Source organism: Aminobacter sp. SR38, from assembly GCF_014843375.1.
Classification (GTDB): Bacteria; Pseudomonadota; Alphaproteobacteria; order Rhizobiales; family Rhizobiaceae; genus Aminobacter; species Aminobacter ciceronei.
Genome location: NZ_CP062113.1, coordinates 419,464 through 433,598, shown reverse-complemented (window position 1 = coordinate 433,598; position 14,135 = coordinate 419,464). Strand labels below are relative to the sequence as shown.

Annotated in this window: 16 protein-coding genes; 2 read left to right on the top strand and 14 right to left on the bottom strand. The window is 63.5% G+C overall.

What is annotated here, in order from left to right; translation table 11 throughout:
• Window positions 1-12: 12 nt before the first annotated feature.
• From IG197_RS29830 to IG197_RS29780, 11 genes are all read right to left on the bottom strand, one after another.
• Window positions 13-789: a ferredoxin--NADP reductase gene (locus IG197_RS29830; RefSeq protein ID WP_067968126.1), complete on the bottom strand. Its 777-nt coding sequence runs from the start codon at window positions 787-789 to the stop codon at window positions 13-15.
• Between the two features lie 64 nt (window positions 790-853).
• Window positions 854-1,558 carry an ABC transporter ATP-binding protein gene (locus IG197_RS29825; protein WP_192320192.1) on the bottom strand — a complete coding sequence of 235 codons (705 nt, stop codon included), beginning with the start codon at window positions 1,556-1,558 and terminating at the stop codon, window positions 854-856.
• The gene (locus IG197_RS29820) at window positions 1,551-2,315 is read right to left on the bottom strand and encodes an ABC transporter ATP-binding protein (protein WP_067968134.1); all 765 of its coding nucleotides are present in this window, start codon (window positions 2,313-2,315) and stop codon (window positions 1,551-1,553) included. The genes IG197_RS29825 and IG197_RS29820 overlap by 8 nt, the downstream gene beginning before the upstream one ends.
• A gap of 5 nt (window positions 2,316-2,320) precedes the next feature.
• Window positions 2,321-3,328, bottom strand: a complete 1,008-nt coding sequence (locus IG197_RS29815) for a branched-chain amino acid ABC transporter permease (RefSeq protein ID WP_192320190.1) — start codon at window positions 3,326-3,328, stop codon at window positions 2,321-2,323.
• Window positions 3,325-4,188, bottom strand: coding sequence for a branched-chain amino acid ABC transporter permease (locus tag IG197_RS29810; RefSeq protein ID WP_067968139.1), 864 nt, complete (start codon window positions 4,186-4,188; stop codon window positions 3,325-3,327). The genes IG197_RS29815 and IG197_RS29810 overlap by 4 nt, the downstream gene beginning before the upstream one ends.
• A gap of 14 nt (window positions 4,189-4,202) precedes the next feature.
• Entirely contained in the window at window positions 4,203-5,423 is a 1,221-nt protein-coding gene (locus IG197_RS29805; RefSeq protein WP_192320188.1) for an ABC transporter substrate-binding protein, read from the bottom strand.
• 73 nt (window positions 5,424-5,496) lie between these two features.
• A complete protein-coding gene (locus IG197_RS29800; RefSeq protein WP_192320187.1) occupies window positions 5,497-6,993 on the bottom strand; it encodes a class I adenylate-forming enzyme family protein in 1,497 nt (498 codons plus the stop codon).
• A complete protein-coding gene (locus IG197_RS29795; protein WP_067968149.1) occupies window positions 6,990-7,784 on the bottom strand; it encodes a thiamine pyrophosphate-dependent enzyme in 795 nt (264 codons plus the stop codon). The genes IG197_RS29800 and IG197_RS29795 overlap by 4 nt, the downstream gene beginning before the upstream one ends.
• A complete protein-coding gene (locus IG197_RS29790; RefSeq protein WP_192320185.1) occupies window positions 7,781-8,857 on the bottom strand; it encodes a hypothetical protein in 1,077 nt (358 codons plus the stop codon). The genes IG197_RS29795 and IG197_RS29790 overlap by 4 nt, the downstream gene beginning before the upstream one ends.
• The gene (locus tag IG197_RS29785) at window positions 8,857-9,114 is read right to left on the bottom strand and encodes a 4Fe-4S dicluster domain-containing protein (RefSeq protein ID WP_067968154.1); all 258 of its coding nucleotides are present in this window, start codon (window positions 9,112-9,114) and stop codon (window positions 8,857-8,859) included. Before IG197_RS29785 ends, IG197_RS29790 begins: the two co-directional genes overlap by 1 nt.
• A complete protein-coding gene (locus tag IG197_RS29780; protein ID WP_192320183.1) occupies window positions 9,111-9,692 on the bottom strand; it encodes a 2-oxoacid:acceptor oxidoreductase family protein in 582 nt (193 codons plus the stop codon). Before IG197_RS29780 ends, IG197_RS29785 begins: the two co-directional genes overlap by 4 nt.
• 146 nt (window positions 9,693-9,838) lie before the next feature.
• Here IG197_RS29780 and fdxA point away from each other — a divergent pair, with 146 nt between their 5' ends.
• On the top strand, window positions 9,839-10,174 hold the full coding sequence (fdxA, locus tag IG197_RS29775; protein WP_067968160.1) for a ferredoxin FdxA: 336 nt from the start codon (window positions 9,839-9,841) through the stop codon (window positions 10,172-10,174).
• A gap of 9 nt (window positions 10,175-10,183) precedes the next feature.
• Here fdxA and IG197_RS29770 read toward each other — a convergent pair whose 3' ends face one another.
• Window positions 10,184-10,870 carry a TetR/AcrR family transcriptional regulator gene (locus tag IG197_RS29770; protein WP_182575051.1) on the bottom strand — a complete coding sequence of 229 codons (687 nt, stop codon included), beginning with the start codon at window positions 10,868-10,870 and terminating at the stop codon, window positions 10,184-10,186.
• A gap of 279 nt (window positions 10,871-11,149) precedes the next feature.
• Between IG197_RS29770 and IG197_RS29765 the strand changes: the two genes are divergently transcribed.
• On the top strand, window positions 11,150-11,905 hold the full coding sequence (locus IG197_RS29765) for an SDR family NAD(P)-dependent oxidoreductase (RefSeq protein WP_192320181.1): 756 nt from the start codon (window positions 11,150-11,152) through the stop codon (window positions 11,903-11,905).
• Window positions 11,906-11,932: 27 nt separating this feature from the next.
• Here IG197_RS29765 and IG197_RS29760 read toward each other — a convergent pair whose 3' ends face one another.
• Both IG197_RS29760 and IG197_RS29755 read right to left on the bottom strand, forming a co-directional pair.
• On the bottom strand, window positions 11,933-13,141 hold the full coding sequence (locus IG197_RS29760) for an ABC transporter substrate-binding protein (RefSeq protein WP_192320699.1): 1,209 nt from the start codon (window positions 13,139-13,141) through the stop codon (window positions 11,933-11,935).
• A gap of 226 nt (window positions 13,142-13,367) precedes the next feature.
• Window positions 13,368-14,114, bottom strand: a complete 747-nt coding sequence (locus IG197_RS29755) for a lytic transglycosylase domain-containing protein (RefSeq protein ID WP_192320179.1) — start codon at window positions 14,112-14,114, stop codon at window positions 13,368-13,370.
• Window positions 14,115-14,135 lie beyond the last annotated feature (21 nt).

Here is a 14,135-nt window from a genome sequence, read left to right as displayed (position 1 = left end):
ATCGCAGCCCAACTAAGCTCTCTCTGCAAAAGCCTTCTCGACGACGTAGTCGCCAGGTATCGAGCTGTTACCCTCACGCATACCGAGCCCTTCGAGGATCTCGCGCATGTCAGCGATGAAAGCAGGGCTGCCGCAAAGCATTGCTCGGTCATTTTCTGCTGAAATCTCCGGCAGGCCGATGTCTGACACAAGTGTGCTCGCGCGGACGAGGTCAGTGATCCGGCCGCGGTTGCGGAAGGGTTCCCGCGTCACGGTGGGGTAGTAGATCAGCTTTTCCGACAGCAATTCGCCGAAATACTCGTTGGCCGGGAATTCCTCGGTGATCTGTTGTTTGTAGGCCAGTTCGTCTGTTTGCCGGCAACCATGCACCAGCACGACATGCTCATAGCGCTCAAAGGTTTCAGGGTCGCGGATGAGGCTCATGAAAGGAGCCAGCCCCGTGCCCGTACCGAACAAGTAGAGATTGCGGCCTGGCGTGAGATTGGCAAGCAGCAGCGTACCTGTCGCCTTGCGGCCGACCACGATGCTGTCGCCAACAGTGAGGTGCTGGAGCCGCGAGGTCAGCGGGCCATTCTGCACCTTGATCGACAGGAACTCGAGCGTCTCGTCATGATTTGGGCTGACCACGCTGTAGGCCCGCAGCAGCGGCTTGCCATCCACCTCCAGCCCGATCATGGCGAACTGGCCATTCTCGAAGCGGAACGCCGGATCGCGTGTCGTGGTGAAGGAGAAAAGTGTGTCGGTCCAGTGATGCACGCTCAACACCTGCTGTTGGGTAAGGTTGCTCATTCCCCGTGCTCCTCGCTAAGGGTTCAGGTCCGCTTGGACGGTGGACGTGTGGGTGGGTACTCGGCTAGACGGCCAGGTGCCGTTGCTTGATGTCAGGGTCGGCGTCAAACTCCTGCCAACTGCCGCGGAAGGCGATGCGGCCGGTGTCCATCACCAGCACCGTGTCGGTTGTCTGCCTGGCAAACCAGATGTTCTGTTCGCACAACAGCAGCGCTGCCTGCTCGGCCTCGCACAGTTCACGCACGCTGATGGCAAGCTGCTCGACGATCGCCGGTGCCAGCCCCTCGGTCGGCTCGTCCAGCAGAAGCAACCGCGGGCGGCAGGCGATTGCCCTGGCAATCGCCACCATCTGCTGCTGGCCGCCGCTGATCTGGCCGCCGCCGCGTTCGCTGATCGGCTGCAGCATCGGGAAGCGGTCGACGATCTCCTGAGCAGGAATGGGCGTACGGCCGGGCGCGGTTGCATAGGCAGCCATCCTGATGTTCTCGCGCACCGTCAGATGCTGGTAGATACGTCGGTCCTCCGGTACCAGCTGCAGGCCGAGCCGTGCCCGCTTGAACGCCGGCAGGCCCTTGAGCGACCGGCCCTCCCAGCGGACCTCGCCGTCGACGGTCGGGCCGGCATTCATGATCGACTTCAAGAGCGTCGACTTGCCCGCGCCATTGCGGCCGATCACGGCCACCCGGCCGAGGACGGGAACATCGAGGTCGACGCCGTGCAGGATGTGGCTGCTGCCATAGAAGGCGTTGATACGGTTCGCCTCAAGCATGATGCGCCTCCTTGCCGAGGTAGACGTCGCGCACCACAGGGTCGGCGCGGATATCATCGATGCTGCCTTCCGCGATCTTGCGGCCCTGGTTCATCACCATGATACGGTCGGCCAGCCCGAAGATGACGCCCATGTCGTGCTCGGTCATGATGACGGTCAGGCCGCTGCCCTTGCCACTGATGCTGCGGATCAGCTCGGTCACGCCAACGCGTTCGCTGGGCGACATGCCTGCGGTGGGTTCGTCGAGCATCAGAACCTTGGGCCGCCCGGCGAGCGTGATGCCAAGTTCCAGGCGCTTCTTGTCGCCATGCGACAGTTGGGCGGCGGCAATCCTTGCCTTGCGCTCGAGCGACAGCCTGGCCAGGATTTCACCGGCCTCGTCCACGGTCGCGCGCGACGGTCTGACCTGATACCAGGGGGTGTCCCGCTGTCCCATGTTCTTGGCGCGCGCCTCGATGGCAACGACGATGTTCTCCTCAGCAGTCATTTCCTTGAAGATGCGCGCCATCTGGAAGGTGCGGCCCATGCCCGCGCGTGTGCGGCGGTATGCCGGTTCCTTCGTTACATCCTTGCCGAGGAACTCGACGGTGCCCGCCTCGCAGCCGACTTCGCCAGTCATGACCTTGAACAGCGTCGTCTTGCCGGCGCCATTGGGGCCGATGATGGCGAAGGTCTCACCTTCCAGAATCTCCGCCTCGATGCCGTGCAGTACCTTGAGCGCGCCGTAACTCTTGTCGACGGAATGCAGCCGGATCATAACGCCTACTCCTTCACCGGCCGGAGGGTCGTCGCTGTGGCCTTCGCCTCGGCCCGATATGGATCAGCAAGACGGGCGACCAGCGCGTTCCAGGCACCGGCCACGCCAGTGGGAAACAGCAGTACGACACCAAGCAGGATGCCGCCGGTGATGATCTCCTGGATACCGACCAGGGTGCGCGTCGAGAACTCGATTGCGGAGAACAGGAAGGCACCGATCATCGGCCCCCAGAAGGACGAAGCACCGCCAAGAAGGGTGAACAGTATCGGTTGCGTCGAGCGCATCATGTTGCCGATGTCAGGCGTGACGATCTGGGCCCAGGGCGCGAAGAGCGAGCCCGCACAGGCGGCAATCGCCCCTGAAATGGTGAATGCGACCAGGCGGTAGCGATGAGTATCGACGCCCATGAACGCGGCGCGTTCGGTGTCCAGCCGGATCGTGCGCAACGTGCGACCGAAGCGACCGTGGGCGATCCACCAGCACAGGGCCACCAGAAGAGCGCAGGCGACGCACAGGAACCAGTAATAGTGGTTGCCTTGGGCGAGATCGACGGTGGCGACGCCGATGGAGGCCTTCGGCCGGACAATGCTCGGGATGCCGTCCTCCGCACCCAGCCAATGGATCTTGGCGAGCGTGATGCGCAGCAGCTCGGCCAGCGCCAGCGTCAGGATGGCCAGGAAGATGCCGGTCGACCGCCTGAGCGCCACGACACCGATGGCAAACGCCACCGCTCCGCCAATGGCCGTCGACAGGGCGATCAGCAGCAGGAACTGCCCTTCATACCCGCCTCGCAGTGTCACTGCCATCGTATAGGCGCCGATGGAAAACAGCCCACCGCTGCCAAAGCTGGCCAGGCCGGCATAACCGAACAGCAGGTTCCAGGAGAGTGCGAAGACGGCGACAACCATCGTCGTGCCGGCGAGGAACACAAGCCCGGAATTGGCCCAGATGGGCAGCAGGACAAGCGCTGCCGCAAGGACCGCGAGCAGAGCGCCCGAAATGGTGCGGTTCATAGCCGGCTCTCCCCGAGTATGCCGTTCGGCCACATCAGCAGGAAGGCGACCATGCCGACATAGACGGCAACGCCCGGATAGGCCGGCAGGAACATTGTGTTGAGGCCGTCGATCAGGCCAAGCAGGATGGCGGCGATAAAGGCGCCGCGGACATTGCCCAGCCCGCCGATGACAACGGTGATGAAGGCGAGCAGCAGGAAGGTGTCACCGAGTGCTGGTGACAGCGTCTGATTGGGCAGCAGCAGTCCGCCGGCAAGCCCGGCAAGGGCAAAGCTGCCGCCAACCGCCGCCATGATGCCCGCCGGAACGTTGATGCCCAGCAATTCGGCCATCCAGCCGTCACGGGCGATCGCGGTGATCATCTTGCCGGCCCAGGCCCGATGGATGACGAAGTCGAGTACCAGGAAAACGACGATGCCGGAGCCGATGATGAACAGCGAAAAGGACGGCACGAACAGACCGAAGATGTCGACGCCGGTATCGATGCCGGGCGGCGGATCGACCGACAGGAACTCCAGTCCCCAGACAAGCTTCACGAAGCCCACACAGACAAGCATCACCGCGAAGGTAGCGATCAGCATGTAGTGTTCGTCGACATGCTGAATGCGCCGAAGGACGAAACGCTGGACAACGATCCCGAGGACGCCCACCACCAGCGCCGCAACGACGGCCGCGGCAACCAGCGCCAGGACCGAACGCGGAGCCGAGCCGACGAGCGAGCTCGCGACATAGGCGCCGATCATGAAGAAGGCGCCATGGGCGAAGTTGAGGATGCGCATGATCCCGAAGACGAGGGTCAGACCCGCGGCGACGAGGAACACGGCCATCCCGGTCGTGAGACCGTTGACCAGCGTGAACATCGTACTTTCCGCCTCTAGTTGAGCTTGGAGCCAGGAGTTGCCTTCTCCAGGAACTCCGCGCCCGGAAGCTGCGCCGTCTCGAACACGCTCCAGCCATTGGCATTCTTGTCGTCGCGGCCGAAGCGGATGTAGGTCAGGTCACCGGCAAAGCCGTGGTCTTCCTTGCGGAACTGGATCTTGCCCAGCGCCCCTTGCGGCGTCTCGGTCTCGATGGTCGGGATCAGCTTGGCCGCGTCGAGCGAACCCGCCTTGGCGACGGCATTGGCGATCGTCAGGATGCTGTCGTGCGAAACGCCGATGTACCAGTTCGGATATTCGTCGCCGCGCAGCTTGATGTAGGCCTTGTGGACCTCGTCGCTGACCGGGTTGCCCTTGTTGGCAGCCGGATACCAGCCGGTCCAGCTCCACAGCGACGCAGGCGTGTTGGCGCCCATGGCTTTGGCGATGGCGAACTCGTTGGCACTGTCGCACAGCACCTTGAACTTCTCGTCGAGACCGAAGGTGCGAGCCTGCTTGTAGTAGCTGATGGCGTCGGCGCCCTGCAGGACGTTGAACAGCCCCGGCGCGCCCGACCCGATGATGTTGGAAATCTGGTTGCGGAAGTCGGCCCCGCCATAGGGCACCAGCACCGGGTCGAGCACCTCGACCTTGCGACCGGCTTTTTCGGCCTCCGCCTTCAGCCCCCTGGTGAAGGCGTTGGTGATGTCGGCAAGCGCGGTGACGTCGGAGCGCAGCGTCGCCCACTTCTCGATCTCCGGGTGCTTCTGGGCCATCAGGGTGCCGTAGCCGCCGAAACACATCGGCGACGAAAAGCCGAGGCGGAAGGCGCGCGGATTGTAGGCTTCATGGGTCAGTGCAAGCGCCGATGCTCCCACCATGACCATGGTGACATCAGCTTCCTCGAGCAGCGGCAAGGTGCCGAGAAGGTTGGCGGTGAAGGTGCCCTGGGCAAAAAGCTTGATGCCATTGCCGGTCAGTTCGCGGAAAGCAGTGACGGCACCTTCGGGCGAGTTCTTGTCGTCGCGCACCACCAACTCGATCTTCGCGCCATTGACGCCGCCGGCAGCATTGAGGCGCTCGACCGCAATCTCGCAGCCATCCTTGATGTAGTTGCCGTAGAGCTGGCCCGGGCCGCTCAACGTGGTGATCAGGCCGATGCGTACCGCCTCGCCCTGTTGGGCTCGCAAGATGCCCGGCATCGCCAGCGTGCCGAGGCCCGCTGCAGAAGTCGTCAAAAAATGTCTTCTGTTCAATCGCATGTCTTCCTCCCAAAAGACCGGGGCTTCCTCCTCCCCGGATGAAATACGGTCAGTGGATCTGCAGAACCAACTCCCTCACGCGCGAGCGCATGATCTGTCCGGTGGCCGGCGTCTTTGGCAGTTCGTCGACAGCCACGATGCGGCGGGGATGCTTGAAGGTCGCCAGCGACTGGCCGAGATGGCTGCGCACGGCCTCCAGGCTCGGGCATTCGCCCGGGCGGTCGAGTACGACGGCGGCACAGACCAGCTCGCCCCATACAGGGTCCGGCAAACCGACAACGGCGACCGAACGGATTCCCGGACAGCCGGCGAGCGCGAGCTCCACCTCGGCAGGTGCCACCGTCTCGCCACCCGATCGGATGACCTCGCGGCGGCGACCCGTAATGGTCAGGAAGCCTTCGTCATCCGTCTCGGCGATATCGCCGCTGCGATACCAGCCGTCGACGAACACCTCGGCAGTCTGATCGGGCAATTCGAAATAGCCGTCCATCATGCTGAGCGAGCGCAGTTGCAACTCGCCATCGATTATGCGCGTCTCGTTGCCAGGCAAGGGAAGGCCTACACTGCCGGGCTTGCGGTCGATCTCGGAATCGTTGAGGCCGAGTGCTGCGCCGAACTCGGTCGAGCCATACATCGCAGCGCGATAGGCGCGCGGAAAGCGGGCGCGGATGCGATCCATCAGCACGGGGTCGAAGCGCGACGTGCCTGACGCCGCCGAGCGTACCACTGTGCCGTCGAAAGGGACGTTGGAGGCGAGCAGCCGCTCCCAGACAGCCGGAATGCAGTAGAGAAAAGCCGGTTTCCAGCGGTCTATGGCGCGGGCAAGCATGTCGCCTTCGGGACGGCTGACGAAGTGCACAGCGCGCCGATGCGCCCAGTTCTCCATCAGGTAGTTCCAGCCGGCCCAATGGAACATCGGGAACGTCATCAGTTCGCCACGGCCACCCGACGTGACGAAACGCGAGGCGCCGAGATAGGAGCGCAGCCAACTTGCCTTATGCGACAGCACTACGCCCTTCGGCCGGCCCGTGCTGCCGCTGGTCAGGAAGATCGCATGGGTGTCCTCTTCCTCGACGCCGAGGTCGGGAAGTCCGTCGCAACTGGCCCTGCTGGCCAGAGCATCAAGGTTTACGCCCGCAGTTGCCGCGGCGCCGGCACCGAGGATCGCCACCGGAATATCGGCGCAGGCCGAGGACAAGCGATGGCCGTCCTGCCGCGACGGATCGAGCACAAGAAGGTCCGGCCGGATATAGTCGGCGATCGGCAGCAGCTCGTCTCGCGACAGCGCCGGGTTCAGCGGCACGAAGGCAGCTCCCAGTCGCTGGCTGGCGAAATAAAAGGCCAGATGATCGAGTGTCATTTCAGCCTGGAACAGGATGCGGCTACCACGCTTGATGCCGAGCGACTGCAGGCTCCTCGCCATGGCGTTGGCCAAGCCGTCGACCTCGGCGAACGTGATGGTGCGTTCGTCGAACGAAGCGGCCTGTGCGTTCGGCGTCGAACTGACAGCAAGATTGAGTATGCGATGGACGAGCCGTTGCATCATGCCTGTTCCGTAGCCGCAATGTCCTTGATCTCGCCCAGCGGGTAGGTCTTGCCGAGCGACTCCATCATGTAGTCCGCGCCACCAGATGCCGGCACGAACCAGCCGGTCGGGCACATGGTCAGGATCTCGACGAGGCTGAGCCCCTTCTTTTCCATCTGTCGCTGGAAGCCCTTGCGGATCAGTCGCCGCGTCGCCGCGATCGAGGCGGCGTTGTGCACCGAGCCGCGCGCTACGAAGGCCGATCCCGGCATCGCGGCCACCATATCGCCGATGACGATGGGATAGCCGTGATAGGCGGCATCGCGGCCTTCGAGCGTGTTCTTGGTACGCTGGCCGATGACGGAGGACGCCGTCATCTGGCCACCGGTGTCGCCGAACACGCCGTTGTTGAGCAGGATGCAGGTGATGTTTTCACCGCGTGCCGTCGCATGCAGTATCTCGGCGAGGCCCTCGCTGGTCATGTCGCCATCGCCTTGCAGCGTCCACACCGCGACCTCCGGACGCATGCGCTTGAGGCCGGTCGCGACCGCGGGTGCGCGTCCGTGCAAGCAAAGCGTGGAGTCGACATCCATCGTCATGATGAAGGAGCCGTAACAACCATGGCCGATGATCGATACGTTCTTTTGAGCTAGGCCGAGTTCCTCGATGACCTCGAGCACCAGGCGGATGGCCACCGGCTCGCCGCAGCCCGGGCAGAGATGATGTTCCTCGGTCTGCAGCAGCGTCGGCTTGAACGAAGCCACCTTGTTGCTGGGCGCCTCGGGCGGGCGCGTGGTCATGACAATGCTCATTTGCTGGCTCCGTGGATGGCTAGCTCGATGCGCTCGCGGATCACGGTCGCATCCATGAGGGGGCCGAGGTTCAGGCCGGACTCATCGAAGCTGACGCCGCCGATAGCCTTCACCAGCTTGCGGTCGTGCACGTTGAGCCTGACGTCATCGATCATCTGGCCGGCATTGAGCTCGAACACCAGCACGCGCTTGCAGCCTTGCGACGCCCGCTCGAGCGCTTCGCCCGGATAGGGCCACAGCGTGATCGGGCGGAAATAGCCCACCTTGTGGCCGTCGGCGCGCATCTCGCGCACCACATGCTCGACGAACTTGCCGCCAGAGCCGAAGGCGACGACAAGCGTTTCAGCATCGTCTGTGAAGCCCTCTTCATGGCGCGCCTCGACGTCAGCGATGGCGTCGAACTTGGCGGCGATGCGCTCCCAGTGCTTGCTCGGGCCGGGTCCAGGATCATTGGTCTTGCCGCAACCGAAGGTCCAGATCTGGCGCGACTTGCCGGTGCCACCCGAAGTGCCGTCGAGCTGCCAGTCCTTGGGCGGCAGCGGCTCGAGGTCGAGCTGCGGCAGCGTCGTTCCCATCTGGGTGCGGGCGAGCAGATTGTCGCCCATGAAGATGACAGGCACGCGGTACTTGTCGGCGAGGTGGAAGGCGAGTTGCGCGTGCTCGACCGCCTCATGCAGATCCTTTGGCGCCAGCGTGATGGTGCGGTAGTCACCCCAACCGCCGCCGCGTGTCGCCTGGAAATAATCCTGCTGGTTGCGGGCCATGTTGAAGATGACGATCGGCGTCTCGTTGAGCGCGGCCTCGGCAATTGCCTCCTGCATCAGCGCCAGACCCTGGCCGCAGGAGCCGCTGGCGGCGCGAAAACCACCGGCTGCAGCACCCAGCGCCATGTTGATGCCTTCTATCTCCGTCGCCGCATTGATGCAGACCCCTTCATGGTGCGGCAGTTTCTCGGCCATGTATTCGAGCAGCTCGGTCGCCGGCGACATCGGATAGCCAGCATAAAAGCGCAGGCCAGCCTGGATCGCCGCCTCGACGATCGCCTCGCTTCCATCCATCAGGCGCATCGTCATCACTGCATCCTTTCGGCGTCGGAGCCCGAAACGATCGGCTCGTGGTACTTGTAGACTTCGAAGACAAAATCGGGGCACACCTGCTGACAGGCGGTGCAGCCGGTGCAACCGGGAGCAAGTTCGGGATAGAGATAGCCGGTGGCGTTACCTGTCCTGGACATGGTCAGGACCCTCGGCGGACAGGCAACGATACAGAGTTCGCAACCTTTGCAGCGGTCGGCATCGATGACGAGCGTGCCGCGCGTGACCTGTCTCATGCGACCTCCCGTGCGTCGAGGTCGACGGCGAAGGCCATCGGCGTGACTGAGGCTGCACCAGCACGTATCGCCCGCTCGTTGGCTTCGATGTGCTGGCGGCGATAGGATGGGATCTGTTCGGCCATTGCAGCCACAGCGCTGTCGATTTCCACGGCACCGGTGAGCGCCGCGAAGGCGCCGAGCATCACCATGCCAGCGGCCATGCGGCTTCCCAGCTCGGTGGCGATCGCCGTGGCAGGCAGCTTCACAAGCCTGTGCTGTTCCATATCGGGCAGGTCGGCCGCGATGGTCTCTTCGGCCAGCACGAACGAACCCGGCCGCAGACGCGAACCGACACGCTCCCAGAACAGATGCGACATCGCGATGGCTGAGCCGGCATGCGGAAGGATAGGCAGCGCCTTCAAGGGCTTCGCGCCGATGACGACGGTGCCGATCGAGCTGCCGCCGCGCATGTGGCCGCCATACTCGCCGGCGAGCATCACATGCCGGCTATCCTTGATGGCGGCGAGCGCCAGCGACTTGCCGATGAGCTGGATGCCCTGCCCGCCAATGCCGGAAATGAAAAGATCGAGTTCCAAGTAACCCCTCCCGGTTGCTCGTGACCCTAGAGCTACGCACTTCCGGTTCAGGGTGCAAGACATTTTTTCTCCTCGAACATGAAATTTCATGTTGAAGTACAAAAAATGTTCGCTAGCTTCCCGCCACGGCTTTGGAGAGACGAAAAATGACTTATGTGGTGACCGACGCCTGCGTGCGGTGCAAGTTCACCGACTGCGTGGCTGTCTGCCCGGTGGACTGCTTCCACGAAGGCGAGAACATGCTGGTGATCGACCCTGAGGTTTGTATCGACTGCGGCGTGTGCGAGCCGGAATGCCCGGCCGATGCGATCCTCGCCGATACCGACCCGCTGGCAGCGAAGTGGCTGGCCGTGAACAGGCAATATTCAGCGCATTGGCCTGTCATCTCGGCCCAACTGCCGCCGCCTCAGGATGCGCATGCCTTCAAAGGGCTCGATGGCAAGTTCGAGGCCCATTTCTCGCCGGCGGCCGCTGCACGCTGACAGCAGTGCCTAACGCGGCGCGATGCCATCGAACAGGATATCGAGGATCTGCACGGCGAGTTCGGTCGGCGTAAGCCCGCCAGGCCGGTACCATTCGCGGGTCCAGATAAGTGTTCCCTGCAGCACCTGGTTGGCGAGCGACACATTGATGCCTGGCCTGAGTTCGCCTGCCTCGGAAGCGGCCGCCATCAGGTCGCGCCAGATCCTGTTGGTCTCGTTCAACAGCCCGAAATGCCGCTCGCGCACATCCTCTGGAACCTGATTGATGACATTGCCATGCGCAGCGATGTAGTCGAGCTTCTGCAGCGTCGTGTTGAGATAGGTGATCGCCGCTGCCTCGATGCGCGCGCGATAGCACGTTTCCGGCGGCAGTTGCTGCAGCGTGGCCAGGAGTCTCAAATGCAGCTCCCGGGTCAGGCTGTTGATCATTTCCTCGACCAGCACGTCCTTTGTCGGGAAGTGATAACGCAGCGCCGTCACATGCAGATCGATCGCGTCGGAAATTTCACTGAGCTTGGTGAGCTGATAACCCTTCTGGGCAAACACCTTGGCGGCAGCGTCGAGGATCTTTTCCTGCACGCCTTCGGTCTTGCGGCTCGGCTTGCGGCCCGAAGCCCTGCGCGCAGTCCGATTGATTTCGCGAACAGCCCCATCCGCTTCAAGTGTCGCCAGCTCTTCCGGTTCTTTGGTGGTCATTTTCCGCATGTCCGAATTTGCCAGCTCGCCTGTTCCACTGTTGTTGTTTCCACACATTCGCAAGGCGCCTCCGTGCCATCACACCACAGCTTTCCCTTCCGTGGCTGGCCATCGCGCAACCTCGGCAGATCGCCGAAGCTGGCGGTGCAATATGGCTTCGTCGGGCATGCACACCCGCCCCAGCATGGCGATGCCAAGGGATCATGCAAGGAAATTTTCTCCTTGAGCATGAAATTATTGCAGATAAGTTCGCGGGCGAGAACGCGGGGAGGGTATCAGATGTTCGAGCTCGATCTCAGAGGGCGCCATGTCGTCATCGCCGGCGGCAGCAGGGGGCTTGGCCTCCATGTCGCGCTTGCATTCGCCGAGGCTGGGGCCTCGGTATCCATCTGCGCCCGCGGCAAAAGCGACCTTGAAGCTGCCGGAGAAAGGATCGCAATGCACGGTGTCGTCGCCCACGCGGCCTGTTGTGACCTCGCCGAGCACGCCTCGATCAAGGCGTATGTCGAGGAAGCCGCTACCAGGCTTGGCGGCATCGACATCCTGGTCAACAACGCCACCGGCAAGGCCAGTTCCGACACCGAACAGGACTGGGCCGCAAGCCTCAGTGTGGACGTACTCGCCACCGTTCGTGCATCATCGGCCGCTCAACCCTACCTGGAAAACGGGACCAACCCGGCGATCATCAACATCTCCTCGCGCACTGCTTTCGCACCCGCCCCGACGACACCGGCCTATGGGGCGGCAAAGGCGGCGATCATGCATTTCACCCGGTCGCAGGCCGCAGCCCTTGCCGGCAAGGGCATTCGCGTCAACTGCGTTGCCCCGGGCTCCCTGGAATTTCCTGGCGGATGGTGGGACAAACGCCGGGTTCAGAACCCGGCGCTCTACGACAGGACGCAGGCGAGTTTTCCCTTTGGCCGCTTCGGCACGCCCGGAGACATCGCAAACGTAGTCCTGTTCCTCGCCTCGCCATTGAGCGGGTGGATCACCGGCCAGACCCTGCTCGCCGACGGCGGCCAGACACTGCAATAGGAGCTCGTGCCTGCATCGAATGAGCTGTCAGAACCCTGACGTCGATTTCTCGATCTGCTTCAGCTTGCCGTTTTCGATCCGAAAGAAGGGCATTGCCCGTTCGCCGGCGCCGTCGTCGCGGAAGCGGAAGATGCCGGTCGATCCACGGAAGCCGGTCGGGTTTTCGATCACCTTCTTGGTGAAGCCCTTCGGACCCATGGCGCTGGCAATGCCGGCGGCCAGGGCAACCGTGTCGTAGCCATAGGCGACGTTGATGTCAGGTTCGTAATTGTAGGTCTTGCGGAAGCGGTCGGCGATCGGCCCGATCTCGGCCGCGTCGAGGGTGGCGATGTGGGCGCCCTGCAGTGCCGGGTCGCTTATGCCGTGCTCGAGCCAGCGGGTGGAGCCGACCAGCGCAACGTTCTTGCCGAGCACGCCCTTGGCCTTCAGCGCCGAGACAAGAGGCGCCGGATTGGCGCTGCCGCTGGCGATGACGATGGCCTGTGGATCGTCGACAAGTGCCATCATGTCTGCAACTGCCTTGTCCGAACCGCCACCGGCTGGACCGAAAGGCAGCGCTACCGCCAGTGACGCACCATAGATGCTGAGACTGTTCGCAACGCGTTTTTCGATAACCTTGCCGGCATCGCCTTCAGCCATGAACAGCACGAACTTGCGCGCGCCCTTGGCGGCAATGGCCGCAGCACCAGCCGCAGCGCTGTCGGCCTCGTTGAGCCGCACCGAATAGACGCCCGGTGCGCCGGCGTAGTTGTCGGCGAGCGCCAGCACGAGCGGCCTGTTGGCGCCTGATACGGCTGCCAGCTGGCGCACCGCGCCTTGCTCGGAGGGACCGATGACCAGCTTGGCACCCGAAGCAAGCGCCCCCGTCGTCAGGGTCCGAGCACGCGTTTCGTCGCCACCGGTATCCTCGATGTTCAAGGTCAATAGGTCATTGCCGAGGTCGGCCATGGCCAGCGCAGCGGCGTCGCGCATCTTGCGGCCGCGGTCGCCGGCGGTCCCGCCTGCCGACAAGGGCAGCAGCATCGACACCTTGATCGGTCCCTTGCCCAGGCTTTCGCCCGATTTCGCAGGTCCTGATTTTGCAACTGAAGTATTTTGCGGGCCGATCTGGCCGTCCGACGCGGAGCCGAGGACGTCTTCGGTGCTGGTGTCGGATTGGCATGCGCCAAGGCCGAGCGGCAGCGCCAAGGCGAGTGCCAGCAATGCGGCACGCCCCAGCCGTTTAGGTTCCCTCATCATTCCTCCCCAGGAGCGCAAACTCGCACCCCGACCATCAACCTGCTTATCGCGTGGGGGAATGTCCACGTCATTTCGCGAGGGACCGTTGAACAGACCAGCAATTGTTCCGCCACCTGTTGCAAAATTGACCAGTCAGTTGGACGGGTGGACAAGCGTCCGATCACCGTGGCCGTGTTGGGCACAAACTGACACTCCTGCAGCCTTCCGAGGTGTGCCATCGGTTTTAGCCACCGAACAACTTGGCGCGCAGGCTACGGATATGGCGCGCCTGCGCTGCCGGTCGGTACTCGACGCAGCGCATGTAGCGCGGGCCAGGCACGAAGGACCTTCTGACGCAGACGCCTTTGGGCGCAGCCGAACCCTTGGCGTTGACCTCGCCCAGGCCGGCCACGGCGGCAAAGCCGAACGTCGCCTCCGGCACCGTGCCGGTGACCTTGAAACCGTCCCGTTCGAGAATCGCCCGGGCGCGGAGGCAATAGCGCACCGAGAGGGCTGAAAACCGCGTTTCGGCGTGGCCGGCACGGTATTTCATCACTGTCGTGCAGAGATCGCCTTCTGCCAGCCGAAACGCACCGGCGAGATAGCGCACGCCAAGGGATATGTTGGTCCGGGGATCGGCCAGCTCATCGAGCGTGCCGCGGAACCCCATTAGCCGGGCGGTCGCCGGCATGACCTGCATGAGCCCTACCTCGCCATCGCCGCCGCGCGCCTCGGGATCGTAGAAGCTCTCGATCTCCATCACCGCAAGAGCGAACTCTTCCGGCAATTCCTTGGCGCGGGCCTCGCAGGCGGCGAGGGCACGGAACGCTTCCCTGTCTGCCTCGTTGCCGGGCCCATCACAGGCCGCGGCGCGCGCGTGGACTACCCTTTCAGCTTGTGGCCGTACCTGCTCCGGAACCGCAGCCGAGGCCGCAGCCGAAAACGTCAGGCTGGCGGCCAGGAGTGCCGGGGCGACATGCTTTGTCATCATGCGGAGCCCGGGGCTCATCAA

What these genes read in the sequence shown, in the direction of transcription:
- IG197_RS29770 (WP_182575051.1), bottom strand. Translation starts at nt 10,870, where the DNA reads ATGACCACCAAAGAACCGGAAGAGCTGGCGACACTTGAAGCGGATGGG.
- IG197_RS29820 (WP_067968134.1), bottom strand. Translation starts at nt 2,315, where the DNA reads ATGATCCGGCTGCATTCCGTCGACAAGAGTTACGGCGCGCTCAAGGTA.
- IG197_RS29830 (WP_067968126.1), bottom strand. Translation starts at nt 789, where the DNA reads ATGAGCAACCTTACCCAACAGCAGGTGTTGAGCGTGCATCACTGGACC.
- IG197_RS29800 (WP_192320187.1), bottom strand. Translation starts at nt 6,993, where the DNA reads ATGATGCAACGGCTCGTCCATCGCATACTCAATCTTGCTGTCAGTTCG.
- IG197_RS29810 (WP_067968139.1), bottom strand. Translation starts at nt 4,188, where the DNA reads ATGTTCACGCTGGTCAACGGTCTCACGACCGGGATGGCCGTGTTCCTC.
- IG197_RS29785 (WP_067968154.1), bottom strand. Translation starts at nt 9,114, where the DNA reads ATGAGACAGGTCACGCGCGGCACGCTCGTCATCGATGCCGACCGCTGC.
- IG197_RS29765 (WP_192320181.1), top strand. Translation starts at nt 11,150, where the DNA reads ATGTTCGAGCTCGATCTCAGAGGGCGCCATGTCGTCATCGCCGGCGGC.
- IG197_RS29795 (WP_067968149.1), bottom strand. Translation starts at nt 7,784, where the DNA reads ATGAGCATTGTCATGACCACGCGCCCGCCCGAGGCGCCCAGCAACAAG.
- IG197_RS29760 (WP_192320699.1), bottom strand. Translation starts at nt 13,141, where the DNA reads ATGAGGGAACCTAAACGGCTGGGGCGTGCCGCATTGCTGGCACTCGCC.
- IG197_RS29790 (WP_192320185.1), bottom strand. Translation starts at nt 8,857, where the DNA reads ATGACGATGCGCCTGATGGATGGAAGCGAGGCGATCGTCGAGGCGGCG.
- IG197_RS29825 (WP_192320192.1), bottom strand. Translation starts at nt 1,558, where the DNA reads ATGCTTGAGGCGAACCGTATCAACGCCTTCTATGGCAGCAGCCACATC.
- IG197_RS29755 (WP_192320179.1), bottom strand. Translation starts at nt 14,114, where the DNA reads ATGATGACAAAGCATGTCGCCCCGGCACTCCTGGCCGCCAGCCTGACG.
- fdxA (WP_067968160.1), top strand. Translation starts at nt 9,839, where the DNA reads ATGACTTATGTGGTGACCGACGCCTGCGTGCGGTGCAAGTTCACCGAC.
- IG197_RS29815 (WP_192320190.1), bottom strand. Translation starts at nt 3,328, where the DNA reads ATGAACCGCACCATTTCGGGCGCTCTGCTCGCGGTCCTTGCGGCAGCG.